Genomic DNA, 26,639 nt, shown 5'->3' with positions numbered 1-26,639 from the left:
GCCTTGCGGCCAATACTTTGAAAATGCAGAACGTTTGATTCTTAGCTATACGTATCGCTTGCAAATTACTAATTACAAGATGCTCATGAATCGAACGTCTGCAAGATGGACAGCATGTCCTTCCTGCAGGCGCCCACACAAGTCACCTGCGCACACTGTCAAAGAGCTTCGAAGTCGGCCTCAGCGCCTTCCTTCGTTGACCCCGTCGTTTCCGTCGAGGTGAGCCGCACATTATGGCGGGGGTTTCTGAAAGCGTCAACATCTTATTTCAAGATTTTTTCGCTTCCCTCGTTTCGATCTTCGCCGCGAGGCGCCGATCCATCCGAGTGAGCCGCCCATTATAGGGGGGCTTCCGAGAACGTCAACACCTCGTTTCCAAGATTTTGCCGCTTCGCCCTTGTCGCTGCTTACCGGCTGAAACCGCCGCCGCCGCTGCAAGGGGGGCGAATTATGGGCGGCAAGAATCCTTTTGGGAAGGGGTTAATTGAAATAATTTTCTGGGTCGAACGGTCGCCCAGGCGGGATAAGGGTTTCGGCCCATCCGCTGGGTCACAATCGGCAAATCCCCGCCTCGGAACGAATCCTCTTATGGCTGTCCTAACCGGCAAGACAATCAGCGAACGCCTGCAATCCATGGTTCCGGAGGGTGTGCGCCTGCAGATTCCTCCTCCCTGCCTGATCGACATGCAGGGCGAACCGCTGGAATATGAAGAGAACGTCTCGCTTGCCGTTCGTTTCCCGGTACTGCCACGCTATGCGAATCCATTGGGGCATATGCAAGGCGGCTACCTCGTGGCGGCGCTGGACAATACGCTGGGGCCGTTCTCATACCTGATTGCGCCGCCCAGCGTGACCAGCTCGTTGAATACCCAGTATTTGCGGCCGGTGACGCCCGAAACCAGCTTCATCACTTGCGTGGCACGCTTGACCGAGCGCACGCGCGGCACGCTGTACCTGACCGGCGAGGCGCGCAACCCGGAGGGCAAGGTCGTGGCGTTGTGCCAGGCGGTTTGCCAGATCCTGTCCGCGAAGAGCTGAGACAGCTACTACTCAGCCGCGCGCGCGGGCCGACTTTCCAGCAGGCCACCGTAAGAGAGCACTTTGCCCAGCAACGGCATCGTGAAAGTCACCTGGAATCGATACCGCCCGTCTTCGATGCGTTTATAGCCGATGGATTGCGGGAATGACGCCAGTGGCAGCCTGACCCCAAAAAGCCAGGCCTTGCGACAGCGCCAATACCAGCCGCCATCGATCACTTCGACCGCCAGGCCCAGCCGCACCGGGCCGGTCTGCTCCAACCATATGCCGCCCGGCCAGGCGCCGACCGGGCGGAAGGTGGAATCCATGCGTTGGCGATCGTCGAAGCGCCGGTTCCACAGCAGGCAGTCGGGCCGGTGGGCGATTTCGACCCGTAGTGTGTGCCGGCCCGCTTGCAGCGGAATCCCGAGCTTGCGCGCGATGGCGCGGCCGAACGGACGCGCCAGGCCCTGCCCCAGCGCTGTTTCTATCGGACCGACCAGGACGCCGCCGTGCAGATGAAGCGCCTGCAATAAAGGATGCAGCCGTTCGAATCCGGCGCCGAACCATCGGCTGACCACGCTTTGCATGCGCGTGGAGGCCTGTTTTCTCAGCTCGTCCGCAAACGCACGCGCGCGAAGTTGCGCTTGCCCACCTGCAGCACGCCTTCGAATCCCGGGGCGAAATGGGTCTGCGGGTCTTCGACCACGGCGCCGTCCACCCGCACCGCCCGCTCCTTGAGCTTGCGCGTGGCTTCGCCGTTGCTGGGGGTGATGCCGGCGGCCGTCAGCAGCGCGGCGATGCGCAGGCCTTCGGCGGGGACGTTCACTTCCTGCAGCGGCAACAGCGAAGTGTCGCCTTCGCCCCGAACCACGGCGTGCCAGCCGGCGATGGCTTGTTCGGCCTGAACGGCATCGTGGAAGCGGGCGGTCAGTTCGCGCGCGAGGCGCAACTTGATATCGCGCGGATTGACCGCGCCGGACGCCACTTCGGCCTGCAAGGCTTTGGCTTCGGCTACGCCGATGTCGAAGCTGAGCAGTTCGATCCACCGCCACATCAACTCGTCGCCGATCTTCATGGTCTTGGTGACGATGTCGATGGGCGGCTCGCTGATGCCGATGTAATTGCCCAGCGACTTGGACATCTTGTTGACGCCGTCCAGGCCTTCCAGCAGCGGCATGGTCAGCACGATCTGCGGCGGCTGGCCGTAGTGTTCCTGCAGGCCGCGACCCATCAGTAGATTGAACTTCTGGTCGGTGCCGCCCAGCTCCACGTCCGCCTTCAGGGCTACCGAGTCGTAGCCCTGGACCAGCGGATACAGGAATTCATGGATGGCGATGGATTGCTGGGCGGCGTAGCGCTTGGCGAAATCGTCGCGCTCCAGCATGCGCGCCACGGTGTGCTGGCCGGCCAGCTTGATCAGGTCGGCGGCCGACATCTGCCCGAACCATTCCGAATTGAAGCGCAGCTCGGTCTTTTCCCGGTCCAGCACCTTGAACACTTGGTCGGCGTAGGTGCGGGCGTTGGCCTCCACGTCCTCGCGGGTCAGCGGCTTGCGAGTGACGTTCTTGCCGCTGGGGTCGCCGATCATGCCGGTGAAGTCGCCGATCAGGAAAATCACCTGATGCCCCAGGTCCTGGAATTGGCGCATCTTGTTCAGCAGCACGGTATGGCCGATGTGCAGGTCCGGGGCGGTGGGGTCGAATCCGGCCTTGATGCGCAGGGGCCGGCCTAGCTTGAGCCTGGCTTCCAGTTCCTCGCGCTTGAGGATTTCGTCGGCGCCGCGGCCGATCAGTTCTAGTGCTGCTGCGTGTGGCAAGGTCGCATCCAATTAATGAATAGGCGCAGCAGAGCTGCTGACAAAGATGAATCTAAAGTTAAACCAAAGTTAAGCGTGACGCTAGTCAAAAAAGTCAATCCGCTCAAGGGTTTGACGCCGACTATTCGCGTGATTATGGTACCCGGATTGGACTCGCCGTCTTGGGTCCGGGGGAAGTCAACAGATGCACACTCACGGTGACGGCCCCGGCCGCAAGCAGCGTTTTAAACAACGCCTGGAAGTTCTTCGCGATTCGGCCCTGCATCATCAAGTGAGGGAGCACCTTTCGGCAAGGCGTTGGACGCGGCGGCAATGGATCCACGCCAGCCTGTTCACCGCCATCGGCGTGATGGTCGCGACCATCGTGCCGGGTTTCTCCACCGTCGTGCAGACCCCGGCGGCCGCGCCGCACGCAGTGCTGGCGCTGGACCTGCCCGAGCTCTCCAAGGAGCGGCAGGCAGGGACCGTCGGCGACAGCTGGCAGATCGTCAAGGTCAGGCCGGGACAGACCCTGGGTTCGCTGTTCAAAGATCTGGGCATTCCCCGCGAGACCATGCAGCGCATCCTCAAAAACGCCGATGCCAAGGCCACGCTGACCAAACTCAAGCCCGGCACGGAACTGGCATTCGACCTGCCCGTCACCGGCAGCCTGCGCACCTTGCGCTACGACCGCGACGCCGACCACCGCGTCGAGCTGTCGCTGGCCGGCGATACCCTCACCGAAAAAGTAGTCGCGCGCGAAAGCACCACGCGCACCGTCGTGCTCAGCGGCAAGGTCGGACGTTCGCTCAACCGTTCGGCGCGCAAGGCCGGGTTGACCTCGGCCAACATCAACTCGCTGACCGACGAGATCTTCAAATACGACATCGACTTCGATTCGGACCTGGACGCCGACGACCGCTTCAGCGTGGTGGTCGATCAGACCTGGCGCGAAGGCGAGCTCATCAGCACCAGTCCGGTGCTGGCCGCCACCTTCACTGTCGATGGCAAGCTGCATTCGGGCTTCCGCTTTTCGCGCCCGAACAGCAAGCCCGAATACTTCACCGCGCAGGGCCGGCCGCTGAAGAAGACCTTCATCCGCATGCCGATTCCGTACGCGCGCCTCAGCTCCAAATTCGGCGCGCGCAGGCATCCGGTGCTGGGCACCATGCGCATGCACAAGGGCGTGGACTACGCCGCCTCGACCGGCACGCCGATCATGGCCGCCGGCGATTCGCGGGTGGAATTCATCGGTTGGCAGCGCGGCTACGGCAACGTGGTGATCCTCAACCACGGCCGCGGCTACACCACGCTGTACGGGCACATGTCGCGTACCGCCAAGCTGCGTAAAGGCCAATCGGTCGCGCAGGGTACGGTGATCGGCTACGTGGGCTCCACCGGCATGTCCACCGGCCCGCACCTGCATTACGAATTCCGCGTCAACGGCGTGCATCGCAATCCGCTGTCCATCACCATGCCGCCGCCGGAACCTTTGGCTGGCGCGCAGCTGGCGGCGTACCGTACCTATACCGCCAATGCCTTGGCGCGTATCCGCACGGTCGAGAACATCATCTACGCCGACGTGGATACCGCACCAGCGCCGGCAACGACCGCACTGGCCACCGCGCTCGCTTCCAAGAAGCGCTGATCCTCGCCCGCACCTGCTGTCCGCTCTTGTAGGAGCAGACGCGGGAGGCGATGCTTGCGGCGCGAAATCCATCGCGCCCTCCCCGGTCACCGCATGCCTGACGACTCCGCCCAGCTTTACCTGGGCCTAATTTCCGGTACCAGCGCCGATGGCATCGATGCCGCGCTGGTGCGTTTCGAGCCGCGCTGCGAACTTGTGTTCGGCCACACCTATCCCTGGGACGAAACGCTGCGCACGCGCCTGATCGCGCTGGGCCAAGGCGGCGAAGCGACTTCGCTGGACGAACTGGGCGAGCTGGATACCTCCTTGGCCCGCGCCTTCGCCGATGCGGCGACGCAGGCGATCGCCGATTCGGGAACGGACCGAAGCCAGGTGCGCGCGATCGGTTCGCATGGGCAGACGGTGCGCCATCGTCCCGAATCCTCCGCAGCCTTCACCTGGCAGATGGGCGACGGCAATGTGATCGCCGAACGCAGCGGACTGACCACGGTGGCCGATTTCCGTCGGCGCGATGTGGCCGCCGGCGGCCACGGCGCGCCGCTGATGCCCGCCTTCCATGCGGCGATGCTGCGTTCGAACCAGGAAGACCGTGCGGTGTTGAATCTGGGCGGCATCGGCAATTTCACGCTCTTACCTAGGACGGGCGAAGTGCGTGGCTTCGATACCGGCCCGGCCAACGCGCTGATGGATGCCTGGTGCGAGCGCCATACCGGTCGGGCTTACGATGCGGGCGGCGCATTCGCAGCCAGCGGCACGGTGGATGCTGAATTGCTGGCGCGGTTGCTGGGCGATCCGTGGTTCGCGCTGCCGCCGCCGAAGAGTACGGGACGGGAACAGTTCCATCTTCGTTGGCTGGAAGCGCAACTGGGCACCTCGAAGCTCTCGCCTGCGGATGTGCAGGCGACCCTGCTCGAACTCAGCGCGATTACCGTGGCCGACGCACTACACGCGACCCAACCCGGCACGGCGCGCGTGTTGGGATGCGGCGGCGGCGTGCATAACGCGGCGCTGATGGCGCGGATCGCGGCGCACTTGCCCGGCGTGGAGGTGGAATCCACCGCAGCGTACGGGCTGGACCCGGACTATGTGGAGGCCATGGGTTTCGCCTGGCTGGCGCGGGAAACCCTGGCGGGACGGCCGGGCAATTTGCCTAGCGTGACGGGCGCGAAGGGGCCAAGGGTGCTGGGGACGATCTATCCAGCTTGAATTTTGAACAGATAACGCCAGGTGGGAGCGCCGTCCCGGCGCGAGCTCCTATGCCGCTCCTCCAAAGCTCGCGCCGGGACGGCGCTCCCACGCGCAGATCATCAGAATCCGTGTCCGCGCGGCACGTCCTTCAACGCGGTGATGGCGGCGGACAAAACGTCGACTTCTCGGTCGTTGAAACCGCTGCGGACTTCGGCCTCGGTGGCGAACAGACCTTGCTCCAGCAAATGAAACAGGGTGTCGTGCATGCTCCAGCCGCGCGCCTCGGCCACGCGGCGGATGCGGTCGGCCAGGACTGGGTCGATGTCCTTCATCACGATATCGGTCATGTCGCCCCCCGGGGCTCCGTTCCGCCCGTGGGTCCATATTTACGCGTGGCCAACCGAATGCACAACAGAAATGCGGGAATGCCGATCAACGCCGTGCCGACGAAGAACAGGGAATAGGCCTCCAACAGGGTTCTCCCGGTTTCGAGGTGCTCCACCGCCACGCCCGAAAACCCCTTGAATACCTTGCCGAGCAAGGCATAGAACGAACTCAGCAGCGCATACTGGGTCGCGGTGTAGCCGACGCTGGTCAGGCTGGACATGTAGCCCACCAGGGCCACGCCGGCGAATCCGTTGCAGAAGTTGTCGATGACCATTGCGGCGGTGAAAACGCCGGCGTCGGCGCCGTGCAGGGCCAGGTAAGCGAAAGCCAGATTTGAACCCGGGCCAAGCAGCGCGCCAGCGAGCAGTGTGGGAACGAAGCCGAAGCGCACTGCGCACAGCCCTGCCGCCGCGATGCCGACGATGGTCGCAATCAGGCCGACCGACCCGCGCACCGCGCCCACGGTTTCCTTGGCGATGCCAAGGTCGGCGTAGAACGGGTTAGCCATCGGCCCCATCACGAAGTCGGGCAGGCGATACAGGCTGATCGTCAGCAGGATCAGCAGCGCCCAGCTGCCGTGCTGGCGGAAGAAGGCCAGGAACGGACCGATCAAGGCGTCGAACAGGCCCTGCGGCGTCAACAGCGAGGGATGCGGTGTAGCCGAGGCGATCATCGTAGCCACGGGTTCGCGCGCCATCAGCGTGGCCAGTACGCCCACGCCCAGCAACAGCGCCATCACTTCATAGGAAAGCGCCCAGCCGATGCTCGCGGCAAAGATGAGGATCAGCGAATCGGTGACCAGCAGCGCGCCGCGATAGCCCAGGGTCGACGTTGAGGTCAGCAGCCCCTGCTGTTCGTTGCTGTCGGCGCTTTCGATGCGCCAAGCATCGATCACGATGTCCTGGGTAGACGAAGCGAACGCAACGACCAGCGCCAGCACCCCGAACACGAGCAACTGGTCCAGCACGACACCGCCCAGTAGCAGCTGTCCCTCGACCGGCTGCACCAGCGCCATGCCGACCAAACCTGCGGCAGCGACGAGTTGCGAGAGCAGCATCCAGCCGCGACGCCGTCCCAGCCAGCGGCCCAGCAACGGCGCGTCCAGCTTGTCGACCAGCGGCGCCCACAAAAACTTGAGCGAGTACGCCAGGCCGACCCATGACAGGAAGCCGATGGTGGACAGCTCGATGCCGTTTTCCCGCATCCAGAAACCCAGTGTGTTGCCCACCAGGTAGATCGGGATGCCCGAACTGAAGCCCAGCAACAACATCACCAGCACCTTGGGCTGACGCAAGTTGATCAGAACCTGTCGCCAGCCCGGGCGCTTGGGTTTCGCTGCGGCTTCGCTCACAGCGTGTAATCCACGATAAACGGCGCATGGTCCGAGAACCGCGAGGCGGTGTGGATCGAACACGCCTTCAGCTTCTCGCGCAGTGACGGCGTGACGATCTGGTAATCGATGCGCCAACCCACGTTGTTGGCGCGCGCGGCGCCGCGGTTGCTCCACCAGGTGTAGTCCTGGCCTTCGGCATGCAGCGCCCGGTAAGCGTCGACCCAGCCGCGGCTTCCATCAGGGTTGCTGTCGATGCACAAGCCGTTGAGCCAGTCGCGCTCGGCCGGCAGGCAGCCTGAATTCTTCTGGTTCGACGTCCAGTTCTTGATGTCCAGGCGCGAGCGCACGATGTTCCAGTCGCCGCACAGCACGTAATCGCGGCCGCTGTTGCGCCATTCCTCAAGAATCGGCGCCAGCCAGTCCATGACCTGGAACTTGAAGCCCTGGCGCAGTTCGCCCGAAGAACCGGACGGGATATAGAAAGAGACCACGCTCAGATTGCCGAAACGCGCTTCAAGATAACGGCCTTCCTCGTCGAACTCCGCCCAGCCCAATGCGGTGCGGATTTCGTCCGGCTCGCGCTTGCTGTAGATCGCCACGCCGCTGTAGCCCTTCTTGGTGCTGGCGTCGCGGAACCAGGCCTTATAGCCGGCGGGCAGGAATTCGGGGCCGGCCAGCTGGTGCTCCTGGGCCTTGGTTTCCTGCACGCACAGCACATCGGCTTTCTGCGCCGCGAACCAGTCGAAGAAACCCTTGCTGGCCGCCGAACGCAGGCCATTGGCGTTGAAACTGATGATTCTCATGGAGTGTTTCTCATGGGCAGGGTTGCCGCCGATCAAAGTTCGATTGTGCCCGAACTGCGCCGCACGGTGGCCGGCCCCGGTGGCGATGGGCTAGGCTTGCAGGCATTCCACCGCAGAACACGCACATCAGAGCACGCCCATGAGCGATCATCGAAGCCGCTTCCTGCAACTGGCCCTGCATTCCCAAGCACTGCGCTTCGGTGAATTCACTCTGAAATCCGGGCGCTTGAGCCCGTATTTCTTCAATGCCGGCCGTTTCGACAGCGGCGCCAAGCTGGCCGACCTGGCCGCCTGTTACGCCGATGCGGTGGAAGCGGCTGGCGTGCACTTCGACTTGCTGTTCGGCCCCGCCTACAAGGGCATCCCCTTGGCGACGGCGCTGGCCTGCGAATTCGCGCGCCGCGGCCGCGACCTGCCTGTGGCCTTCAATCGCAAGGAGGCCAAGGCGCATGGCGAAGGCGGCATGCTGATCGGTGCACCGCTGGAGGACCGGAACGTACTGATCGTCGATGACGTGATCACCGCGGGAACCGCGATTCGCGAAGCCTTAGGCCTGATCCAGGCGGGCGGCGGCCGTGCCGCTGGCATCGTGGTGGCGCTGGATCGGCAGGAAGTGCTGGGTGAGGGCGCCGAAGCGGCTGCGACGCGGCGTTCGGCCGCGCAATCGGTGGCTGCGGAGACGGGAGTGCCCGTGATTGCGGTCGCAAACCTGCACGACCTGCTTGCTTTCGCCGGCGAAAGCGCTGAACTTGTATCCCACCGCGACCGCCTGCTTGCCTACCGCGCCAGCTACGGCAGCAGTCCGTCCGACTAAGGCAAGAGGGGCCTGCGACGATGCCGACATACCGATTACAGCGGGGCCAATTATTGTTGATAGCCCTGTGCGCGGCGCTGGCGCCTTTGGCCATGGCGCAGAACGCGCCGGACGCTGCCAAGAAACTCTATTGTTGGAACGAGAACGGCCAGCGCGTCTGCAGCGATGCGCTGCCGGCCGAGGCGGTCAACCGCGCCCGCGAAGAGATCAATGCGCGCAGCGGGATGCGTACCGGCGGAGTGGACCGCGCACTGACCGAGGAAGAGCGCGCGCTGGCGGCCTCGGACGAACAACAGCGCCAGGTCGACCAGGCCGCCGCCGATACCCGTCGCCGTACCGAGCAAGCCCTGCTGTCGTCGTACCAGACCGAAGAAGAACTGCGCCGCGTATTCAACGAACGCACCGGCATCGTCGACAACAGCATCCGCACCGCACGCTACAACGTGGCCAGCCTGCGCGAAGGGCTGGTCAGCCTGCTGCGGACCGCTGGCGATCAGGAACTTGCGGGAAAACCGGTGGTGCCGAAGATCGCCGACAGCATCGCCAGCCGCCATCGCGAACTGCAGCGCCAACGTCTGCTGCAGGCCAGTTTCGAGCGGCAACGCGTGGAACTGGACGCGGAAATCGCCGACATCCTGCGCCGTTACCGCGAATTGAAAGGCATCGAAGCGGTGGATGCGAACTCAACCGCAGCCGTAGCGAGCGTTCCCGCAAAATAATACTCGGGTCGCAACAGGGCCGGATGCCAGCTAGTGGGAGCGGCGTCCCGCCGCGAGCTTCTAGCCTTCGGATAATCGAGCAAAGTCAGAAGCTCGCGGCGGGACGCCGCTCCCACATAATTTCAACTAGCAATTAGAACGTTGCAGTGATTTCCGGTGCCACCTTCGACAGGTGCGCGCGGAACTCGTCCTTGATGCGGGTCAGCGCTTCCTTGTTGTCGGCTTCGAAGCGCAGCACCAGGATTGGAGTCGTGTTGGACGCGCGCACCAGCCCCCAACCGTCTTCCCAATCGGCGCGCAGGCCATCGATGGTGGTCAGGCGAGCGCCTTCGAACTGCGCGCTGGCGACGAACTTCGCCACGATCTCGTGCGGGCTGCCGGCCACCGGCACCTTGATCTCGGGTGTGGACAGCGCATTGGGCAAAGCATTGAGCGTTTCGCTGGGCGTCTCGGCACGCGCAGCGAGGACTTCCAGCAGGCGCGCGGCCGAATAAAGGCCGTCGTCGAATCCGTACCAGCGTTCCTGGAAGAAGAAGTGCCCGCTCATCTCGCCGGCCAGTTCGGCGCCGGTTTCGCGCATCTTGGCCTTGATCAGCGAATGGCCGGTCTGCCACATCAGCGGCGTGCCGCCATGGCTCAGGACCCAACCCTGCAGCTTGCCGGTGCACTTGACGTCGTAAATGATCAACGCGCCTGGGTTGCGCTCCAGCACATCGGCGGCGAACAGCATCAGCAGGCGGTCGGGGAAGATGATCTCGCCTTCCTTGGTCACCACGCCCAGACGGTCGCCGTCGCCGTCGAAGGCGAGGCCGATGTCGGCGTCGAAACGCTTCACCGTCTGGATCAGGTCTTCCAGATTGTGCGGTTCGCTGGGGTCGGGATGATGGTTGGGGAAGTTGCCGTCCACCTCGCAATACAGCGGGATGACTTCGGCGCCGATGGCCTCGAGCAGTTTGGGGGCGATATCGCCGGCCACGCCGTTGCCGGCATCGACCACCACCTTGAGAGGGCGATCCATCTGCACATCGTCGGCGATACGCTGGATGTAATCGGCCGCCACGTCGCGCTGCTGCAAGGTGCCGTACCCATCGGCCCGGTGCAGGCGCTTCTCATTGATGCGCGCGTACAGGTCGGTGATGGCATCGCCGGACAAGGTTTGCCCGCCGACCACGATCTTGAAGCCGTTGTAGTCCGGCGGATTGTGGCTGCCGGTGACGGCGACGCTGCTGCCGGTACGCAGGTGATAGGCGGCGAAATAGGCCACCGGCGTCGGCGCCATGCCGATGTCGATCACGTTGCGGCCGGCCTTGCGCAAGCCTTCGATCAGGCCGTCTGAAAGCTCGGGGCCAGACAGGCGTCCGTCGCGGCCCACCACGATATCGGTCAGCCCCTGCTCCTCCAGTACTGTGCCGATGGCCTGGCCGATGCGTTCGGCCACGTCCACGCTCAACGTCTCGCCGACCACGCCACGAATGTCGTAGGCGCGGAAAATACCGGGGTCAACTTCAATATGCTTGTCGCTAGAGGTCACTGCGTCTGCATCCTTTTCGGTGGTCTCGCGGGCCGGCGCGCGCGGCAGCGGCTCGCGTTGCAGGGCCTGGACCAGAGTGGGTTCGTTGTCGTCGGCGCTGGCGCGCTTGGCGCGCGGATCCAAATTCAATCGGCCGCGTGCGACCAGCAGTATCAATACTGCCAGCACTCCGCTTAACACCGCCGTCACCAAGCTGGAAATCGCGCCCAGGCCCATCGGCCCTTCGGTGCCGTCTGGGGTAGCCGCGACCACGCGCATGCCGGTCTTGCCTATCGGTCGTGCCAGGCTCTCGGCTCCGTCCGCTAGGCTGTGATTGCCGGTTTCGCGAACCGTGTAAGCGCCCTGTCTTATCGCAAGATAAGCCTCCGCCGGAACTGCGGCCCGATCGAAGCTGTCGGTCAGTAGAGACAGGGGGACATACAGATAGGCGACTCCGTCTCCGGCAGGCGCGGCCAACCCAAGCTGGCTCTGCTTGCCTTCTTTCACTACGCGCGCCACCGGTGCGTTTTCGCTGAGCGCCGCTTCCAGCAGGGCCAGCTTGCTGAAGCCGAAATCCGCTGGCGCCGCGTAAGCGGCCTCCAGCCCTGCGGGCAGGACCTGTACCGAGTTGGCGTCCTTCCAGCCCTCTCCAATCGCCTGGGCTGCAGCCGTGCTATCGCCGGCCCGCAATGCGGTCTGCACTGGCGTGGCGGCGATCCGGTCGGCCAGTTGCTTGAGCTGTCCGGCAAGGGCTTGCTGGGTGGCCGACAACACCGAGTCGCGCGCCTGCTGCAGACCTTCGTCGCGACGCATATCGCGCCATTGCTGCACTCCGCCCCATCCCAACCAGAGGGCGAGCAACGCCAGCAACGCCGCCAGCATCGGCAGCGCACGCCGCAGGTCCGAAGTCGACGACTGCGACTTGCGTGGTTTGTTCTCAGCCATGGTGTATTGCCTTTTTCAGCGGACGCCTGTGTGGCCGAAGCCCCCTTCGCCACGCGCGCTATCCGCAAAAGTATCCACTACCTGCAAGCTTACGCGCGTGACGGGCAACACAACTAGCTGAGCGATCCGGTCGCCGGGCTGGATGGTGAAGCTTTCCTGGCTGCGGTTCCACACGCTGATCAGCAGCGGACCTTGGTAATCGGCGTCGATCAGTCCGGTGCCGTTGCCCAGCACGATGCCGTGCCGGTGACCCAGGCCCGAGCGCGGCAGCACGACCGCACATAGGTGCGGATCGGCCAAATGGATCGAGATGCCACTGGGAATCAAGGCGGTATCGCCAGAGGCCAGGGTGAGCGGCGCCTCCAACGCGGCGCGCAGGTCCATACCGGCGCTGGCTTCGGTGGCGTAGGCCGGCAACGGCCACTCATCGCCGAAGCGCGGATCCAGCAGCTTCACTTCAATGGCCTGGAGAGAAGCGGACTTCGCGACAGTTGGGGTCATGCGTTCAGGCGCTCCACGATCAGTTCGATCAAGTCGTCGGCCAGCCGGGTTTTGGCGCCCGGATCGAAGACGCGCTCGCCATCCTGCCAATAAGCGGTCATCGCGTTTTGGTCGCTCTCGAAGCCGCCGTCGACCACACCGACCCGGTTGGCCACGATCAGATCCAGGCGCTTAGCCACCAGCTTGCCGCGCGCGTAGCCAGCGACGTTCTCGGTTTCGGCGGCGAAACCGACCACCAGCTTCAACCCCTGGGTTTGCGCGGCCACCTCGGACAGGATGTCCGGCGTGCGCACCAGATCCAACGCCAGCGATTCGTTCGACTTCTTGATCTTGTTGGCGGCCGGCGCACGCGGGGTGTAATCGGCCACGGCCGCCGCGCCTATGTAAATATCGGCGGGGAACGCGGCGAACACCGCCTCATGCATCTGCGCGGCGGAACGCACGTCCACCCGCGTCACCCCGGCCGGGGTCGGCAGATGCACGGGGCCGGCGACCAGCACCACCTCGGCGCCGCGCCTTCTTGCGCTGTCGGCCACCGCGAAACCCATCTTGCCGCTGCTTCGGTTGCCCAGGTAACGCACCGGATCCAGGTCTTCGTACGTAGGGCCGGCGCTCACCACCACTTTCAGTCCTTTCAACGCCTGATCGACGGTCGCGGTGGACAGCAGGGCCACCACGATGGCGTCGGGTTCGCTGAGGCGCCCGGGGCCGGATTCGCCTTCGGCCAGCGGACCGTTTTCCGGCCCAATGACCTGCACTCCTCGCCCGCGCAGGGTCGCGATATTGGCCTGCGTGGCCGGGTGGCCCCACATGCGGTGGTTCATCGCCGGCGCCACAGCGATCGGCGCGGTCGTCGCCAGACACAGGGTGGTGACCAGATCATCGGCGAAACCGTGCGCAAGCTTGGCCAACAAGTCGGCGGTGGCCGGGGCAATCAGGATCCGGTCGGCCCAGCGCGCCAGTTCGATATGGCCCATCGAGGCCTCGGCCGCGCTGTCCCACAGCGTGGTGCGGGTCGGGTTGCCGGACAGCGCCTGGAAGCTCAGCGGGGTCACGAAATGCTGGGCGCCAGCGGTCATCGCCACCTGCACCTCCGCCCCGGCCTCGCGCAGTCGGCGGACCAGTTCCAGCGCCTTGTAGGCGGCAATGCCTCCACCGACGCACAGCAACACGTGCTGGCCAATCAATTTGTCGTCCGCCACGTCGGGGAAGTCCTATCGCCGTACAGGCAGTTAGCTTACCCGATGCACCCTCCCTGCCTTATGCCCGGCAGGCATGAAGCAAGGCAAGCTGGTCCTATGCACATACGCGACTGGCCTACCGAAGAACGACCTCGTGAAAAGCTTCTGGCCCGTGGCGCCAGCGCATTGTCGGATGCGGAGTTGCTGGCGATCTTCCTGGGGTCCGGCTTGCGCGGGCGCGACGCGGTGCAGACCTCCCGCGAATTGCTCGCCGCCCATGGCCCGCTGCGCGCGCTGTTGGAAAACAACCCAACCCAAATGGCGAAACTGCCCGGCCTGGGTCCGGCCCGGGCCTGCAAGCTGACGGCGGCGCTGGAACTGAGCCATCGCCACCTTGCCGCTGCGTTGGAACGCGGCGAAGTGCTGAGCGACCCCCACTCGGCCGGCCGCTATTTCGCCCAGCGCCTGCGTGGACGCGGAAACGAGGTTTTCGCCGCCCTGTTCCTGGACACGCGGCACCGCGCGCTGGCATTCGAGGAACTGTTCCAGGGCACGGTCGACGGCACCGAGGTCCACCCGCGCGAAATCGTGCGCCGGGCCCTGACCCACAACGCCGCTGCCGTGATCGTCGGCCACAACCACCCTTCGGGAGACGCCGAGCCGTCCGCTGCCGATCGCGCCGTCACCGCGCGTTTGAAGCAGGCGCTGTCCTTGATGGAGGTGAGGCTGCTGGATCACTTCGTGGTGGGCGACGGGGCGCCGGTGTCGCTGGCGTCGCGGGGCTGGGTCTGAGTGTGTATTGTTGACACTCACTCCATGATGCGTACGATACACACCGAGTGAACAGCAAGGCGCTTATCCGCGAATTGGAGGCGGCTGGCTGGAAACTCGTTCGCATTCGTGGGTCGCACCACGCGTTCCAGCATCCACTGCGTCCCGGCACGTTGGTGGTGCCACACCCGAAGAAAGAGCTAGGCAAGGGACTGGTTGCCGCCATCCGCAAGCAAGCCGGGCTATAGCGAGATCAGCCTATGCGTTACCCCATTGCCATCGAAGCGGGAACCGGCGGCACCGTCTTCGGAGTCGCCATCCCCGACCTGCCCGGCTGTTTTTCCGCGGGCGACACGCTCGATGAAGCCATCGACAATGCCGAAGTCGCCGCTACTTTGTGGATCGACGCCGCACTCGACGCCGGCCAGGCCATTCCGAAACCTTCGTCCGTAGAGGCCATCCGCAACCATGCAGACTATGCCGGCTGGCTGTTCGGTCTGGTGACCGTGGATCCCGCGCAACTGGACGACACCATCGAACGCGTCAACATTACCTTGCCGCGCCGGATCCTGCGCCGGCTCGACAGCAAGGCCAGGGAAGCAGGTGAAACTCGCTCCGGCTACATCGCCAGAATGGCCATTGGCTGAGACCACAAGACCGTACTCGGCTAAAATCCCCGGACTCCGCGTTATCCGCGTCTTCAGCAGAACTCCTTTGAAATCCCAACTCCGCGCCCTGATCGCCCAAGGCATCGACGCCCTGCGCAGCGCCGGCACCTTGCCGGCCGACACCGCCACCCCGGATTTCGTGGTCGAACGTCCCAAAACCCGCGAACACGGCGATTTCGCCAGCAATGCGGCGATGCTGCTGGCTAAACACGCCAATAAAGGCGGGGCACGCAGCAATCCACGCGCATTGGCGCAGGCCCTGGTCGCGGCACTGCCGGCCAGCGACGACATTGCCAAGGTTGAAATCGCGGGTCCGGGTTTCGTCAATTTCCATATGAGTCCGGCCGCCTACCAGCGTGAAATCGCCGCGGCTCTGCAACAAGGCGATGCCTACGGCCTCAATACCTCCGGCGAGGGGAAAATGGTCGGCGTGGAATACGTTTCCGCCAACCCCACCGGCCCACTGCATGTGGGCCATGGTCGCGCCGCCGCTATCGGCGATTGCATCGCTCGCCTGTTGCAGGCCAACGGCTGGGAAACGCGTCGCGAGTTCTACTACAACGACGCCGGTGTGCAGATCGAAAATCTCGCGCGCTCGGTGCAGGCGCGCGCGAAAGGACTCAAGCCCGATGAAGCGGGTTGGCCGGAAGCCGGCTATCGCGGCGACTACATCCAGGATGTCGCCGATGCGTATCTGCGGGGCGAGACCGTGGAATCCGACGGCCACGCCATCACCGGCGCCAAGGACGCAGACGACCTCGACGCGATCCGCCGCTTCGCCGTGGCCGCCTTGCGCCGCGAACAGAACGGCGACCTGGCCGCCTTCGATGTGTCTTTCGATACCTACTTTCTGGAGAGTTCGCTGTACGACGACGGCAAGGTCGCCGAAACCGTGCAGCGCCTCGGCGCCACCGGCCACACCTACGAGGAAGGCGGCGCGCTGTGGCTCAGGACCACCGACTTCGGCGACGACAAGGACCGCGTCATGCGCAAGTCCGACGGCACGTTCACTTACTTCCTGCCAGACGTCGCCTACCACCTGTCCAAGTGGCAGCGCGGCTACGGACGCGCCATCACCGAGCTGGGCGCCGACCACCACGGGTCGCTGGCGCGCGTACGCGCGGGGCTACAGGCGCTCGACCTCGGCATTCCGCAGGGCTGGCCCGAATACGTGCTGCACCAGATGGTCACGGTGATGCGCGGCGGCGAGGAGGTGAAGCTTTCCAAGCGCGCCGGCAGCTATTTCACCCTGCGCGATCTGATCGAGGAAGCCGGGCGCGACGCCACGCGCTGGTTCCTGATCGCGCGCAAACCGGATTCGCAGCTCACCTTCGACATCGACCTGGCACGCCAGCAGAGCAACGACAATCCGGTGTTCTACGTGCAGTACGCGCACGCCCGCGTGTGCAGCCTGCTGCGCCAGGGGGTGGAAAAGGGATACGCCTACGACCAAGCCAACGGACTGGGCAACCTCGCGTTGCTGGACGACGAGAACTCGCAATTGCTGATGGTCGAGCTGTCGCGCTTTCCGGAGGTGGTGGAGAACGCGGGACAGCTGCTGGAACCCCACCTCATCGCGCAATACCTGCGCGAACTGGCCTATGCTTTCCACACTTGGTACCACGCCACGCCCGTGTTGGTGGAAGACCCCGCCACGCGCGACGCGCGGTTGGCGCTGGCGAGCGCGGCGCGGCAGGTGTTGGCGAACGGATTGGAATTGTTGGGCGTCAGCGCCCCCGAAAAGATGTAATTGGAGAGCAGTTAGATGGCGGCACGACGCAACAAAACCCAGGCGCGACGCAACTCGGGCAACGGCACGCCCGGTTGGGTATGGCTGGTCGCAGGCCTGGTGCTGGGTGCGGCCGCGTTCTTCATCGTGCCCGGGTTGATGAAGAAGGACGGCGATGGCTTCTTCCGCCCGCAACCCAACCCCGACGCGTTGCCGGCCCAGGTGGCCGACGCCGACAGCAGTGCCGAGGCCATCGCGCCGGAAACCTCCACCGCCACGTCGCAGCCCGACCCCAAAGCGGATGAAGCGGCGAACAAGGAAACCCAATACGACTTCTACACCCTGCTTCCGGGCAAGGAAGTGCAGATGTCCGACGCCGAACTCGCCGCCAGCGCGCGCGCGGAGAAGGCGCGCGAAGCGCGCGAGCCGCAGGCGGCCGTGGTAGCCGCAGCGACCGCAACTCCCGACACCGCAACGACTAATCCAAAGCCGATTCCGGAAACGCCGACAACCGCAGTCGCTGCGCCGGCAGTCGCCAGCGCATCGGCCGGCAAAGACGCGCGCTACATCCTTCAGGCCGGCGCCTTCGGCGCATCCGGCGATGCCGAATCCACCAAGGCGAAAATCGCCCTGCTGGGGCTGTCGGCGCGCGTGGAGTCGGCGCAGATCGGCGGCAAGACCGTCTATCGCGTGCGCATGGGGCCTTACGGCACCGCCAGCGAACTGGCCGAAGCCAAGCAGAAACTCTCCAGCGGCGGGCTGCCGGCGATGGCGATCAAGGCGCAATAAGGCGCGCGCCGTAGCTCCCTGTATCGTGGCGGTGGATCTTTTCCTCTCGGCAGGTTTCCCGTGATACCTGTGGGCACGCTCTCCGGAAAATTGTTCGCTGCCTTGGTCGTGATCTGGGCGCTTAGCGAACTCTGGCTAGGCTGGAAACGCCGTTCCGAAGACCGCTCGCGCATGCGCGATCGCGGCACGCTGCGCCTGCTGCTGGCGACCGTTTACGCATGCATCGGCGTGGCGGTCTTCCTCTCGTATCGTCCTGAGGGCCGCATCGACGATGTCGGTATCCGGCAAGCGGCGTTCTGGGTCGGACTGCTATTGATGGCGGCGGGGCTTGCGCTGCGATTCTGGGCGATTCGCGTGCTGGCACGTTTCTTCACCGTCGACGTGAACATCCAGCCCGGCCACGAATTGATCCGTCACGGACCGTACCGCCTGCTTCGCCACCCGTCCTACACCGGCTCGCTGATGACCTTCCTGGGTTTCGGGCTGACGCTGGGCAATGTGTGGTCGTTGCTGGTGCTTTTGGTGCCGGTGATTCTCGCATTCGTATGGCGGATCCGCGTGGAAGAACGTGTGCTGGCCGAGGCGTTCCCCACGCAGTATCCCGACTATGTCCGGCAGACCAAACGACTGATACCGTTCGTTTGGTGATGGCATGCAAATTGCTGTTGCTGTTGCCAGAAAAATCCCGTGAGGCGCGGCAAGCGGGGCGGGATAACCCCGCAGGGGCGGCGCACAAGGATGTGCGCCGTTTCCGGAGGCGCAGGAGGCGCCTTACGGAAATTCCCGATCCGCTTGCGGACCCAGCGGCTTCATCGTGGGGCGCGGCGTTAGGGCGGCTTTCTTTTACTCCGGGCATCCTGCCCTACGCCCTTCGGGCCGGCTGCGCCGTTCGCGCCGCTCCTGCGGCGCAGTGGTTACTTTTCTTTGCCGTTCAAAGAAAAGTGACTCGCGCAAAGCGCGAAACACTTTTATATCGAAGCATCACGCCAAGAGCACCCCCATCCGCCTTCGGCACCTTCCCCCGTAAACGGGGGAAGGGTTAAATGTTCCTCATCGATATCGCTCCGCTCGATCGCAGCACGCACCGCGCATCCCGGTTCGGTAAAGTCGACTATTCCCCCTACTCTTGTTGCCGATAAACCCCATGACCAAAACCATCCTCATCACCGGCGCCACTTCCGGCTTCGGCGCCGCCGCCGTCAAACGTTTCGCCGAGGCAGGCTGGCGCGTGATCGCCACCGGCCGCCGGGCCGAGCGCCTGCAAGGCCTCGTCGACCGGTTCGGTGCGGACAAAGTGCATGCCGCCGTATTCGACATGCGCGACGAAGCCGCGCTGGAAGCCTCACTGGCGGCATTGCCGGAAGCCTTCCGCAGCATCGACGTGCTGGTCAACAACGCCGGCCTGGCGCTGGGTACCGCACCCGCGCAGAAAGCCAGCCTGCAGGACTGGCGCACCATGATCGATACCAACATCACCGCGCTGGTGACGCTGACCCATCGTTTGCTGCCCGATCTGATCGAGCGCAAAGGCGTGATCATCAATATGAGTTCGGTGGCCGCCAGCTATCCGTATCCGGGCGGCAATACCTACGGCGGCAGCAAGGCTTTCGTGAAGCAGTTTTCGCTGGGCCTGCGCTCGGATCTGCACGGCACGGGCGTGCGCGTGACTTCGATAGAACCCGGCATGGCCGAAACCGAATTCACCCTGGTCCGTACCCATGGCGACCAGGCCGCGTCGGACAAGATGTATGGCGGCGCCACGCCGATGACCGCCGAGGACATCGCCGAGCAGTTGTACTACATCGCCACCCTGCCACCGCACCTCAACATCAATCGGCTGGAGATCATGCCGGTGACGCAGTCGTTTGCGGGGTTTCAGGTGGATAGGAAGTGAGCTCCTCCCTTCTCCCATCGGGAGAAGGTGGCGCGCAGCGACGGATGAGGGCATGAGAATTACTCCCAAGGGATAGTTCCCTCGCCACTGACGGCCCATTCCCTCATCCGCCCCCGTATCAAGTACGGGGCAGGCTCTTCGGGCACCTTCTCCCGGTGGGAGAAGGAAAAGCTAGGCCAGTGGTTCGTCCGACAGATACGTATAGCCAGTCAACCCAGCTTCCAGCGCATCCGCCAATAACTTCGATTCTTCCGAACCCAACTCCGCCTTCGCCACTCGTTCGGCGTACGCCGCACGCAGATCGGCCAGCCCATAACCCACGTAATCCAGCATCACGTCGGTGGTATCGCCGCTGCGCTGCTGGCTGATGTTGAAGCCAGCGCCGTCGCGCCTCACTTCCACCGTATCGGTATCGCCGAACAGGTTGTGGATGTCGCCCAGGATCTCCTGGTAGGCGCCGACCAGGAAGAAACCCAGGCGATAGCTTTCGCCGTACTTCAACGCGTGCAGCGGCAGCGAGGAATCCAGGCCCTCGTTCTCCACATAGGTCTTGACCATGCCGTCTGAATCGCAGGTCATGTCGGCGATCACGCCACGGCGCAGCGGCGCTTCGTTCAAGCGCTCGATCGGCAGGATCGGGAACACCTGGTCGATGGCCCAGACGTCGGGGATCGATTCGAACACGCTGAAGTTGACGAAGTATTTGTCGACCAGGCGTTCGTTGAGCTCGTCCAACAGGTCGCGGTGGTTGCGCTCGTCGCTGCTCAGGCGGGCGCGCACCGCGTGGGCGATGGCGTAGAACAAGTCGTCGATGCGCGCACGATGGGTCAGGTCGATCTGGCCCAGCGCGTACAGCGACAGGCCTTCGCTGTGGTGGTGCTGGGCGTCGTGGAAGAGTTCTACCGCCGGGCGCGAATCCAGTTCGTCGTGGATCTCGCGCAGGTGGCGGATCACCGCCGGCTCGTCGGCATGCGACGGCGGCACGCGGCCTTCCGGCGCCTGCTCCACTTCCGACACGTTGGCGATCAGCACCGCATGGTGGGCGGTCATGGCGCGGCCGCATTCGGTGACGATGCGCGGCGGCGCCAGTTTGTGCTCCTCGCAGGCTTCGGCCAGCGGCTGCACGATGTTGGAGGCGTACTGGTTCAGGCCGTAGTTGATCGAGCAATAGCTGCGCGAACGCGTGCCCTCGTAGTCGATGCCCAGGCCGCCGCCGACATCGACGTGGCTGATCTTGGCGCCCAGCTTGGACAGTTCGACGAAGTAGCGGGTGGCCTCGCGCATGCCGTTGGCGATGTCGCGCACGTTGGAGATCTGCGAGCCCATGTGGAAATGCAGCAGGCCCAGCGATTCCTGCAAGCCGTTGTCGCGCAGTTCCTTCCACAGGTCGAGCACCTGGCGCGGCGACAGGCCGAACTTGGCCTTGTCGCCGCCGCTGTTCTGCCACTTGCCGGCGCCCAGCGAGGCCAGACGCATGCGCACGCCCAAACCGGGCTTCACCTTCAACGCCTTCGCTTCCTCGATCACCAACGCCAGTTCCGACGGCTTCTCGATGACGATGAAGGTCTGCAGGCCAAGCTTGCGTCCGATCAGGGCCAGGCGGATGTATTCGCGGTCCTTGTAACCGTTGCAGACGATCAACCCGCCCGGCCGCGACAGCGCCAGCACCGCCATCAACTCCGGCTTGCTGCCCGCTTCCAGGCCGAAACCTTCGCCGCTGTGCGAGGCCAGCGTGCCGGCGACGCCGCGATGCTGGTTGACCTTGATCGGGTACACGGCGGTGTAGCCGCCCGCGTATTCCCACTCCTGCATGGCCTGGCCGAAGGCGGCCTGCAGCTTGCCCAGGCGATCGCCCAGGATGTCGGGGAAGCGCACCAGCAGCGGCATGCGTGCGCCGTTGGCGCGTGCGGTGTCCACCACTTCGGGCAGCGAGATCGACGGACCTTGCGCGCCTTTCGGACTGACCACCACATGGCCGGCCGCATCCACGTCGAAATACCCTTCCGCCCAATGCGGGATGGAATAGGTCTTGCGGGCTTGGTCTAGGGACCAGGTGGACATGGGGCAGGCTCTGTCGGAGAAAACGGACGCGCATTCTAACGCCGTCGTCGTGCCGCTCCGGTTACGGCCGCCGGTAGGCGGGCTCGCCCGCGCTGCTGCGGATCGCTCGCGCCTGTTCGGCGTCGCTGGCAGCGCTGAGCACGGTGCAGCTGCCCGGCAACTGCAGTTGCGAAGCGATGCGCGGCAAGGCGCCGCGTTCGCTGGCCACCGAACCGGCCCAATCCAGCAGCACCAGGTAATGCGGCAGCACTTCCAAGCCGGAGAGCGGCCGGCGCACCACCCAGGCCTGGCGGACCTTGTCGTAGCCGCGCAGCGTCCGCGCCAGCACGCGCAACTGTGCGGCGTCCAGCGCATGCGGCTGCAGCGCTTCGGTGTCGGAGCTTTGGGCTTGCCCGGCGCTGGCGGCGTAGCGCGTGTGCAGGCTTTCGAGGGTGGCGTGCAGGGGCGATTGCTGCGGTTGTCCACGCGCATGCGCATCGAGGGCGCGCAAGGAGGGATCGATCAGTGCCGGGTCCAGTTCCATCGCCCGCTGCAGATGCTGCAGGCCTTCTTCCTGTCGATCGCGCTTGAGCAGCAACGCGCCCAGCCGGAAATGACCATGGCCATGGGAGGGCGCACGCAGCAGCGCTGCCTGGTACAGCGGCAAGGCGTCGACGCCAGGCTGATAGTCTTCGGCCAGGCAGGCCAGTTCCACGGCCTCGCCCGGGGTGTGCGTGGGATGCGCTTCCAGTTCGGCCAGGCGTGCGCGCTCGCGCTGCGCTTGCTGGTAGCGCGCCTTCCAGTCGGATTCTTCCTCTTTGCGCCATTCCAGGCTGAAACGCTGCTGCAGACGCGCGTCGAGTTCGCCCAACAAGCCCGAAGCCGGCACCGCTTCGCCCGTGAATTGCCGCGGCTCCGCCTGCATCGCCGCTATTCGCTTGAGCAGGGTCGGATGGGTGTCTTCCAACGCAGGCTGCCGGGTCAGCACACCTGCGGGCAGCCGTGCATCCCGGCGCAGTTCCCGCAAGAGTTGTTCCGCCAACTGCGTGTGCACCGCGATCGGCGGATAAGACTGCCCGCGCACCAACTGCCGTACTTCGGGCCAGAATTCGCCCTGCATCCAGTCCGAGGCCAGTTCGATGCGCACCAGCGCACTCGCCGCCGCGTCGGCGCCGGCGACCTGCGCGGCGACTGCATCGGCGGCGTATTCCTGGCGTCGGGCCAGCACTTGGCTGTAGGCCTCGAAGTACGGGGCGTACCACCGGAAAAATACCCACAACAGCTGTCCGCCCCAAACGCCGCCGCCGGCCATACCTTCCAGCAGGCGATGCCAGCTGAGGCGGAGCCGGTAGATCCACCCGCTGAAATCCCCATGGCCGCCATGGAAATGGCCGAACTCATGGGCGACCACCGCCGCCAGTTCGCGTCGGTCCAGCGTCTGCAGCAGCGGCAGGCCCAGAATCAGATAGTGCCGTTGGCCCCACAGGCCCAGTCCTCGCGGAACGAACGCGGCCGCGGCATTGAGTTCGCGGTTGATGACGATGCCATGCAGCGAGGCGGCGCCCACCTCCTTGCGCACGCGCTCCACCTCGGCGCGAAGTTCCGGCGCTTCGTCCGCTTGCAGCTCGTGACCTTCGGGCAGCACGAAGCGGATCCACAGCGCGCGCAGCACCACCGTACTGGCCACGCCCAGGACGACGAGGGGGAAAGCCATGTAAGGATCGACCGCCGGCCGCACCACCAGCAGGTACAGGAGCATGAAGGCCAATGCGCCGAGCGTGGACAGCAGCGTCGCCGCCAGCACCGCATAGCCCAGCGCGGCCAGCAGCGCCAGTTTCAGCAGATAACGGCCCGGCGCCTGCTCGGCCTCGCGTTCCAACCGCTCGACCAGTCGTCGCCGCGCTTGCGCTGATTGCATTCGATGGATCCCCTACAGTTCCCGCCGGATGCTAAGCCATCGCAGCCGGCCTGTAACGCGGCATCCGGTACAATTCGCGCCCCCTGACCGTTGAGCCCCGGCGATGACGAACGACAGCACCTGGTACATCGAACACTTCCAGCCCACCGGCTCGGCCATCGGCTTCCGCACCACCGGCAAGCTGGACGAAGTGCAATCGCCGTTCCAGAAGATCGAGATCTACGGCACCACCGACTGGGGCAATCTGATGCTGATCGACGGCGCGGTGATGCTGACCACGCGCGACAATTTCTTCTATCACGAGATGATTTCGCATCCCGCGCTGTACACGCACGCCGACCCGAAGCGCGTGGTGATCATCGGCGGCGGCGATTGCGGCACGCTGCGCGAGGTGCTCAAGCATCAGGGCGTGCAGAGCGCGACGCAGTGCGACATCGACGAGCAGGTCACGCGCATGTCGGAGAAGTACTTTCCCGAGCTGTGCGACAGCAACGGCGACCCGCGCGCCGAGCTGCTGTTCGATGACGGCGTGGCCTACATGGCCAACTGCCCGGCCGGCAGCGTGGACGTGGTGATCGTGGATTCCACCGATCCGGTCGGTCCGGCCGAGGGCTTGTTCAACAAGGCGTTCTACGAATCCTGCTTCCGCGCGCTGAAGGACGACGGTATTCTGGTGCAGCAGTCGGAGTCCCCGTTGGCGCTGCTGGACCTGATCAACGAAATGCGCGGCGAAATGCGCAAGGCCGGCTTCAGCACCTTCAGGACCTTGCCGTTCCCGCAGCCGTGCTACCCGACCGGCTGGTGGAGCGTCACCCTGGCCAGAAAGGGCGGCAATTTCGATTTCCGCGAGGGCGATGCCAGCAGCAAGACGTTCGAGACGCTGTACTACAGCGCACACCTGCATACCGGCGCGCTGGTGGCGCCGCCGTTCGTGGCCAAGGCGCTGGGAGAGTAATCAATCCGTAGGGCGGGTCTTGACCCGCCTTCCGGGGATTTCGCGATATTCCGGATTGACGGGTCAAGACCCGCCCTGCGAGATCTACGCCTTCGAGGCCGACTACTTCGCCGCGATTCTTTTGTTCCACTGCTCGTGGAGGAAGTTCGACACTGGGAAACAGGCCGGAGCATCCACATTGGCCAGGACAACAATCGTCTCTCCGGTCTTCGGGTAGGTCCTGACATCGGTGCAGACGCCATCACTGCTGCCGCCATGGCCCCAGCGGAAGTCGCGATCCGGTATCCCAGGGCCATAGCCCGTTGCGAAGAAGCCGAGCCCCATGAACTCGCGCTGGCTACTGACGGCCTGTTCGAACAACGAAAGCGGCAGCAGCTTGCCGGCTTGCAACGCCTGAACGAAGCGGAACATGTCGCCGGCCGTCGACAGTTGCCCGCCTGCGGGGAAACCACGGGGGGGTTGGGTCAGGCAGTTCGAGGCTCGCTCCCCGTTGACTGTTGTATAGCCACGGGCAATGTCCGGCGCCTGGTCGACACAATCGACGGCACCGGTGCGCAACATGCCGGCGGGGATGAAGATGTGTCGCTGCAGATAGCCCTCGTAATCCTCCCCTGAAAGCACCTCGACCATGCGTCCGAGCACGACATGGCCGAAGTTCCCGTACTCCTGTTTCGACCCAGGCGTGAATGCCGGCGGGCGATCGCCATGCATGGCCAGCATGTCGGTAACGCTACGCGCTTGCTCTCGTTTCCCGGCATTTTCGACACCGAACAGATCAATGTCACCCGCGCCGGCAGTGTGGGTCAGCAGATGCCGCACGGTCACCGTCGTTGCGAAGGTCTTGTTGGGGTAGTCCTTCAACACATCACCCACGGTGGTATCGAGCGTGAGCCGCCCCAATGCTACCTGCTGCAGCACGGCGACGGCTGCGAACATCTTGCCCGCCGAGGCAAGATTGAAACGGGTATCAGGCGTTGTCGGAACATCCTTCTTCTCGTCGATCTTTCCATAGGCTTTCTCGAAGAGAATTCGACCGTCTCTTGCGACCAGGACCACTCCTGAAAATTGATTCGCCTGCTCGAGTCCGAGCGCAAAACCGTTCAATTCAGCTAGGGCAATCAATTCGTCCTGTGGCGTCGCCGCCACCGCAGCGATGGCGGTGCTCGTCATCGCGAAGGCAATCAGAACACCGATGGCGGAGAACGGCATTCGGAGCGAGAAAGAACTCCTCACAAAGCGTCCGAATCCAATTCGCCGGTCCTGATCCGCACCACCCGATCCAACGAATACACGAACACCTTGCCATCTCCGATCTTGCCGGTGCCGGCGGCTTTGACGATGGCTTCCGTCACTTTGTCGACCTGGTCGTCGGAGACCGCCACTTCCACCTTCACCTTGGGTAGGAAATCCACCACATACTCGGCGCCGCGGTAGAGCTCGGTATGCCCCTTCTGGCGGCCGAAACCCTTTACCTCGGTGACCGTGATGCCGGTGATGCCCGCCTCGGCCAGGGCTTCGCGCACGTCGTCCAGCTTGAACGGCTTGATGATGGCCATGATCATTTTCATGCGTGTATTGCCTCCAGAAGTCTGACCGAAGGATATCCCGGTTCAGCGGGCCCTGCTTGCGGGCCGCGGGACGGTCGGATTCAATGCGATCCTCACCCGGCGTCGGGATAAACTGACGCCGCGCCGCAGACAAAACCGATGGCGCGGTAGCGGCGATACGTTCAGGCTGCCCCCACAGCCGGAGAAACCTACATGATCGACCTCAACACCATCGACGACCTCGCCCGCCGCCTTAGCGACCTGGTGCCGCCAGGCCTGCGCGAATCGCAGGAAGAACTGCAGCAGACCTTCAAGAGCGCCCTGCAATCGGGCCTGTCCAAACTGGATCTGGTGACGCGCGAGGAGTTCGACGTGCAGCGCGCGGTGCTGCTGCGCACCCGCGAAAAGCTCGAAGCGCTGGAGCGCGCGGTCGCCGCGCTGGAGATCCCCGCTTCTCCGCAACCTCCGCAGCACTAAGCGCCCG

26 protein-coding genes are annotated in these 26,639 nt (G+C 64.4%); 14 read left to right on the top strand and 12 right to left on the bottom strand.

Annotated features, from left to right (window positions below; genetic code table 11):
• The first annotated feature begins 588 nt into the window (after nt 1–588).
• Nucleotides 589–1,038, top strand: coding sequence for a PaaI family thioesterase (locus J2W94_RS11705; protein WP_310093442.1), 450 nt, complete (start codon nt 589–591; stop codon nt 1,036–1,038).
• An 8-nt stretch (nt 1,039–1,046) separates the two neighbouring features.
• Here the strand turns inward: J2W94_RS11705 and J2W94_RS11700 are convergent, their stop codons facing one another.
• A complete protein-coding gene (locus tag J2W94_RS11700; RefSeq protein ID WP_310093440.1) occupies nt 1,047–1,607 on the bottom strand; it encodes a DUF4166 domain-containing protein in 561 nt (186 codons plus the stop codon).
• 20 nt (nt 1,608–1,627) lie between these two features.
• Nucleotides 1,628–2,836 (bottom strand): tyrosine--tRNA ligase, encoded by a 1,209-nt coding sequence (gene tyrS, locus J2W94_RS11695; protein ID WP_310093438.1) that lies wholly within the window; start codon nt 2,834–2,836, stop codon nt 1,628–1,630.
• A gap of 184 nt (nt 2,837–3,020) precedes the next feature.
• Here tyrS and J2W94_RS11690 point away from each other — a divergent pair, with 184 nt between their 5' ends.
• Entirely contained in the window at nt 3,021–4,463 is a 1,443-nt protein-coding gene (locus J2W94_RS11690; RefSeq protein WP_310093436.1) for a M23 family metallopeptidase, read from the top strand.
• A 93-nt stretch (nt 4,464–4,556) separates the two neighbouring features.
• Complete coding sequence (locus J2W94_RS11685; protein ID WP_310093434.1) at nt 4,557–5,669, top strand: anhydro-N-acetylmuramic acid kinase; 1,113 nt, start codon at nt 4,557–4,559, stop codon at nt 5,667–5,669.
• A 101-nt stretch (nt 5,670–5,770) separates the two neighbouring features.
• On the opposite strand, the gene J2W94_RS11680 is transcribed toward J2W94_RS11685, so the two are convergent.
• The 3 genes from J2W94_RS11680 to J2W94_RS11670 are packed head-to-tail and all read right to left on the bottom strand — an operon-like array spanning nt 5,771 to nt 8,174.
• Nucleotides 5,771–5,998, bottom strand: a complete 228-nt coding sequence (locus J2W94_RS11680) for a hypothetical protein (protein WP_310093432.1) — start codon at nt 5,996–5,998, stop codon at nt 5,771–5,773.
• A complete protein-coding gene (locus J2W94_RS11675; protein ID WP_310093430.1) occupies nt 5,995–7,389 on the bottom strand; it encodes an AmpG family muropeptide MFS transporter in 1,395 nt (464 codons plus the stop codon). The genes J2W94_RS11680 and J2W94_RS11675 overlap by 4 nt, the downstream gene beginning before the upstream one ends.
• Nucleotides 7,386–8,174, bottom strand: coding sequence for an exodeoxyribonuclease III (locus J2W94_RS11670; RefSeq protein WP_310093428.1), 789 nt, complete (start codon nt 8,172–8,174; stop codon nt 7,386–7,388). The genes J2W94_RS11675 and J2W94_RS11670 overlap by 4 nt, the downstream gene beginning before the upstream one ends.
• Before the next feature lie 139 nt (nt 8,175–8,313).
• Between J2W94_RS11670 and pyrE the strand changes: the two genes are divergently transcribed.
• Both pyrE and J2W94_RS11660 read left to right on the top strand, forming a co-directional pair.
• Nucleotides 8,314–8,988 carry an orotate phosphoribosyltransferase gene (gene pyrE / locus J2W94_RS11665; protein WP_310093426.1) on the top strand — a complete coding sequence of 225 codons (675 nt, stop codon included), beginning with the start codon at nt 8,314–8,316 and terminating at the stop codon, nt 8,986–8,988.
• A 77-nt stretch (nt 8,989–9,065) separates the two neighbouring features.
• Entirely contained in the window at nt 9,066–9,707 is a 642-nt protein-coding gene (locus J2W94_RS11660; RefSeq protein WP_310093732.1) for a hypothetical protein, read from the top strand.
• 133 nt (nt 9,708–9,840) lie between these two features.
• On the opposite strand, the gene J2W94_RS11655 is transcribed toward J2W94_RS11660, so the two are convergent.
• From J2W94_RS11655 to coaBC, 3 genes are read right to left on the bottom strand one after another with little or no spacing between them, the layout of a single operon-like run.
• Complete coding sequence (locus J2W94_RS11655) at nt 9,841–12,162, bottom strand: phosphomannomutase/phosphoglucomutase (RefSeq protein ID WP_310093424.1); 2,322 nt, start codon at nt 12,160–12,162, stop codon at nt 9,841–9,843.
• A gap of 15 nt (nt 12,163–12,177) precedes the next feature.
• Nucleotides 12,178–12,663 carry a dUTP diphosphatase gene (dut, locus tag J2W94_RS11650; RefSeq protein WP_310093421.1) on the bottom strand — a complete coding sequence of 162 codons (486 nt, stop codon included), beginning with the start codon at nt 12,661–12,663 and terminating at the stop codon, nt 12,178–12,180.
• The gene (coaBC, locus tag J2W94_RS11645; protein ID WP_310093419.1) at nt 12,660–13,865 is read right to left on the bottom strand and encodes a bifunctional phosphopantothenoylcysteine decarboxylase/phosphopantothenate--cysteine ligase CoaBC; all 1,206 of its coding nucleotides are present in this window, start codon (nt 13,863–13,865) and stop codon (nt 12,660–12,662) included. The genes dut and coaBC overlap by 4 nt, the downstream gene beginning before the upstream one ends.
• A gap of 96 nt (nt 13,866–13,961) precedes the next feature.
• On the opposite strand from coaBC, the gene radC reads away from it, so the two are divergent.
• The 7 genes from radC to J2W94_RS11610 all read left to right on the top strand — a co-directional run bounded on the left by radC (nt 13,962) and on the right by J2W94_RS11610 (nt 19,695).
• On the top strand, nt 13,962–14,636 hold the full coding sequence (gene radC, locus J2W94_RS11640; protein WP_310093417.1) for a RadC family protein: 675 nt from the start codon (nt 13,962–13,964) through the stop codon (nt 14,634–14,636).
• A 47-nt stretch (nt 14,637–14,683) separates the two neighbouring features.
• Nucleotides 14,684–14,863: a type II toxin-antitoxin system HicA family toxin gene (locus tag J2W94_RS11635; protein WP_310093413.1), complete on the top strand. Its 180-nt coding sequence runs from the start codon at nt 14,684–14,686 to the stop codon at nt 14,861–14,863.
• A gap of 12 nt (nt 14,864–14,875) precedes the next feature.
• Nucleotides 14,876–15,262 carry a type II toxin-antitoxin system HicB family antitoxin gene (locus J2W94_RS11630; protein ID WP_310093411.1) on the top strand — a complete coding sequence of 129 codons (387 nt, stop codon included), beginning with the start codon at nt 14,876–14,878 and terminating at the stop codon, nt 15,260–15,262.
• 67 nt (nt 15,263–15,329) lie between these two features.
• Nucleotides 15,330–17,033, top strand: a complete 1,704-nt coding sequence (gene argS / locus J2W94_RS11625; protein WP_310093409.1) for an arginine--tRNA ligase — start codon at nt 15,330–15,332, stop codon at nt 17,031–17,033.
• Nucleotides 17,034–17,048: 15 nt separating this feature from the next.
• Nucleotides 17,049–17,801, top strand: a complete 753-nt coding sequence (locus J2W94_RS11620) for an SPOR domain-containing protein (RefSeq protein WP_310093406.1) — start codon at nt 17,049–17,051, stop codon at nt 17,799–17,801.
• 69 nt (nt 17,802–17,870) lie between these two features.
• Complete coding sequence (locus J2W94_RS11615; protein WP_310093403.1) at nt 17,871–18,449, top strand: methyltransferase family protein; 579 nt, start codon at nt 17,871–17,873, stop codon at nt 18,447–18,449.
• A 496-nt stretch (nt 18,450–18,945) separates the two neighbouring features.
• Nucleotides 18,946–19,695: an SDR family NAD(P)-dependent oxidoreductase gene (locus tag J2W94_RS11610; protein WP_310093401.1), complete on the top strand. Its 750-nt coding sequence runs from the start codon at nt 18,946–18,948 to the stop codon at nt 19,693–19,695.
• A 171-nt stretch (nt 19,696–19,866) separates the two neighbouring features.
• Here J2W94_RS11610 and speA read toward each other — a convergent pair whose 3' ends face one another.
• Together speA and J2W94_RS11600 are read right to left on the bottom strand one after the other, a co-directional pair.
• Nucleotides 19,867–21,756: an arginine decarboxylase gene (gene speA, locus J2W94_RS11605; protein WP_310093399.1), complete on the bottom strand. Its 1,890-nt coding sequence runs from the start codon at nt 21,754–21,756 to the stop codon at nt 19,867–19,869.
• 61 nt (nt 21,757–21,817) lie between these two features.
• Nucleotides 21,818–23,653: a M48 family metallopeptidase gene (locus J2W94_RS11600; protein WP_310093396.1), complete on the bottom strand. Its 1,836-nt coding sequence runs from the start codon at nt 23,651–23,653 to the stop codon at nt 21,818–21,820.
• Between the two features lie 103 nt (nt 23,654–23,756).
• Between J2W94_RS11600 and speE the strand changes: the two genes are divergently transcribed.
• Complete coding sequence (gene speE, locus J2W94_RS11595) at nt 23,757–24,608, top strand: polyamine aminopropyltransferase (RefSeq protein WP_310093394.1); 852 nt, start codon at nt 23,757–23,759, stop codon at nt 24,606–24,608.
• Nucleotides 24,609–24,710: 102 nt separating this feature from the next.
• On the opposite strand, the gene J2W94_RS11590 is transcribed toward speE, so the two are convergent.
• Nucleotides 24,711–25,817: a serine hydrolase domain-containing protein gene (locus tag J2W94_RS11590; RefSeq protein WP_310093391.1), complete on the bottom strand. Its 1,107-nt coding sequence runs from the start codon at nt 25,815–25,817 to the stop codon at nt 24,711–24,713.
• 20 nt (nt 25,818–25,837) lie between these two features.
• Nucleotides 25,838–26,176: a P-II family nitrogen regulator gene (locus tag J2W94_RS11585; RefSeq protein ID WP_310093387.1), complete on the bottom strand. Its 339-nt coding sequence runs from the start codon at nt 26,174–26,176 to the stop codon at nt 25,838–25,840.
• Nucleotides 26,177–26,368: 192 nt separating this feature from the next.
• Between J2W94_RS11585 and ubiK the strand changes: the two genes are divergently transcribed.
• Nucleotides 26,369–26,632, top strand: coding sequence for a ubiquinone biosynthesis accessory factor UbiK (gene ubiK / locus J2W94_RS11580; RefSeq protein WP_310093385.1), 264 nt, complete (start codon nt 26,369–26,371; stop codon nt 26,630–26,632).
• Nucleotides 26,633–26,639 lie beyond the last annotated feature (7 nt).

Origin of the sequence: Pseudoxanthomonas sacheonensis (assembly GCF_031455975.1) — a bacterium.
Classification (GTDB): Bacteria; Pseudomonadota; Gammaproteobacteria; order Xanthomonadales; family Xanthomonadaceae; genus Pseudoxanthomonas_A; species Pseudoxanthomonas_A sacheonensis_A.
Note: the sequence above shows the minus strand (reverse complement) of the source record. Positions and strands in the feature narration are given on the sequence as shown.

Bases quoted from the DNA above. Each gene is read 5' to 3' on its own strand.
- J2W94_RS11705 (WP_310093442.1), top strand. From the start codon at position 589: ATGGCTGTCCTAACCGGCAAGACAATCAGCGAACGCCTGCAATCCATG.
- J2W94_RS11700 (WP_310093440.1), bottom strand. From the start codon at position 1,607: ATGCAAAGCGTGGTCAGCCGATGGTTCGGCGCCGGATTCGAACGGCTG.
- J2W94_RS11690 (WP_310093436.1), top strand. From the start codon at position 3,021: ATGCACACTCACGGTGACGGCCCCGGCCGCAAGCAGCGTTTTAAACAA.
- J2W94_RS11685 (WP_310093434.1), top strand. From the start codon at position 4,557: ATGCCTGACGACTCCGCCCAGCTTTACCTGGGCCTAATTTCCGGTACC.
- J2W94_RS11680 (WP_310093432.1), bottom strand. From the start codon at position 5,998: ATGACCGATATCGTGATGAAGGACATCGACCCAGTCCTGGCCGACCGC.
- J2W94_RS11670 (WP_310093428.1), bottom strand. From the start codon at position 8,174: ATGAGAATCATCAGTTTCAACGCCAATGGCCTGCGTTCGGCGGCCAGC.
- pyrE (WP_310093426.1), top strand. From the start codon at position 8,314: ATGAGCGATCATCGAAGCCGCTTCCTGCAACTGGCCCTGCATTCCCAA.
- J2W94_RS11655 (WP_310093424.1), bottom strand. From the start codon at position 12,162: ATGGCTGAGAACAAACCACGCAAGTCGCAGTCGTCGACTTCGGACCTG.
- dut (WP_310093421.1), bottom strand. From the start codon at position 12,663: ATGACCCCAACTGTCGCGAAGTCCGCTTCTCTCCAGGCCATTGAAGTG.
- radC (WP_310093417.1), top strand. From the start codon at position 13,962: ATGCACATACGCGACTGGCCTACCGAAGAACGACCTCGTGAAAAGCTT.
- J2W94_RS11630 (WP_310093411.1), top strand. From the start codon at position 14,876: ATGCGTTACCCCATTGCCATCGAAGCGGGAACCGGCGGCACCGTCTTC.
- J2W94_RS11620 (WP_310093406.1), top strand. From the start codon at position 17,049: ATGGCGGCACGACGCAACAAAACCCAGGCGCGACGCAACTCGGGCAAC.
- J2W94_RS11610 (WP_310093401.1), top strand. From the start codon at position 18,946: ATGACCAAAACCATCCTCATCACCGGCGCCACTTCCGGCTTCGGCGCC.
- speA (WP_310093399.1), bottom strand. From the start codon at position 21,756: ATGTCCACCTGGTCCCTAGACCAAGCCCGCAAGACCTATTCCATCCCG.
- J2W94_RS11600 (WP_310093396.1), bottom strand. From the start codon at position 23,653: ATGCAATCAGCGCAAGCGCGGCGACGACTGGTCGAGCGGTTGGAACGC.
- speE (WP_310093394.1), top strand. From the start codon at position 23,757: ATGACGAACGACAGCACCTGGTACATCGAACACTTCCAGCCCACCGGC.
- J2W94_RS11590 (WP_310093391.1), bottom strand. From the start codon at position 25,817: ATGCCGTTCTCCGCCATCGGTGTTCTGATTGCCTTCGCGATGACGAGC.
- J2W94_RS11585 (WP_310093387.1), bottom strand. From the start codon at position 26,176: ATGAAAATGATCATGGCCATCATCAAGCCGTTCAAGCTGGACGACGTG.
- ubiK (WP_310093385.1), top strand. From the start codon at position 26,369: ATGATCGACCTCAACACCATCGACGACCTCGCCCGCCGCCTTAGCGAC.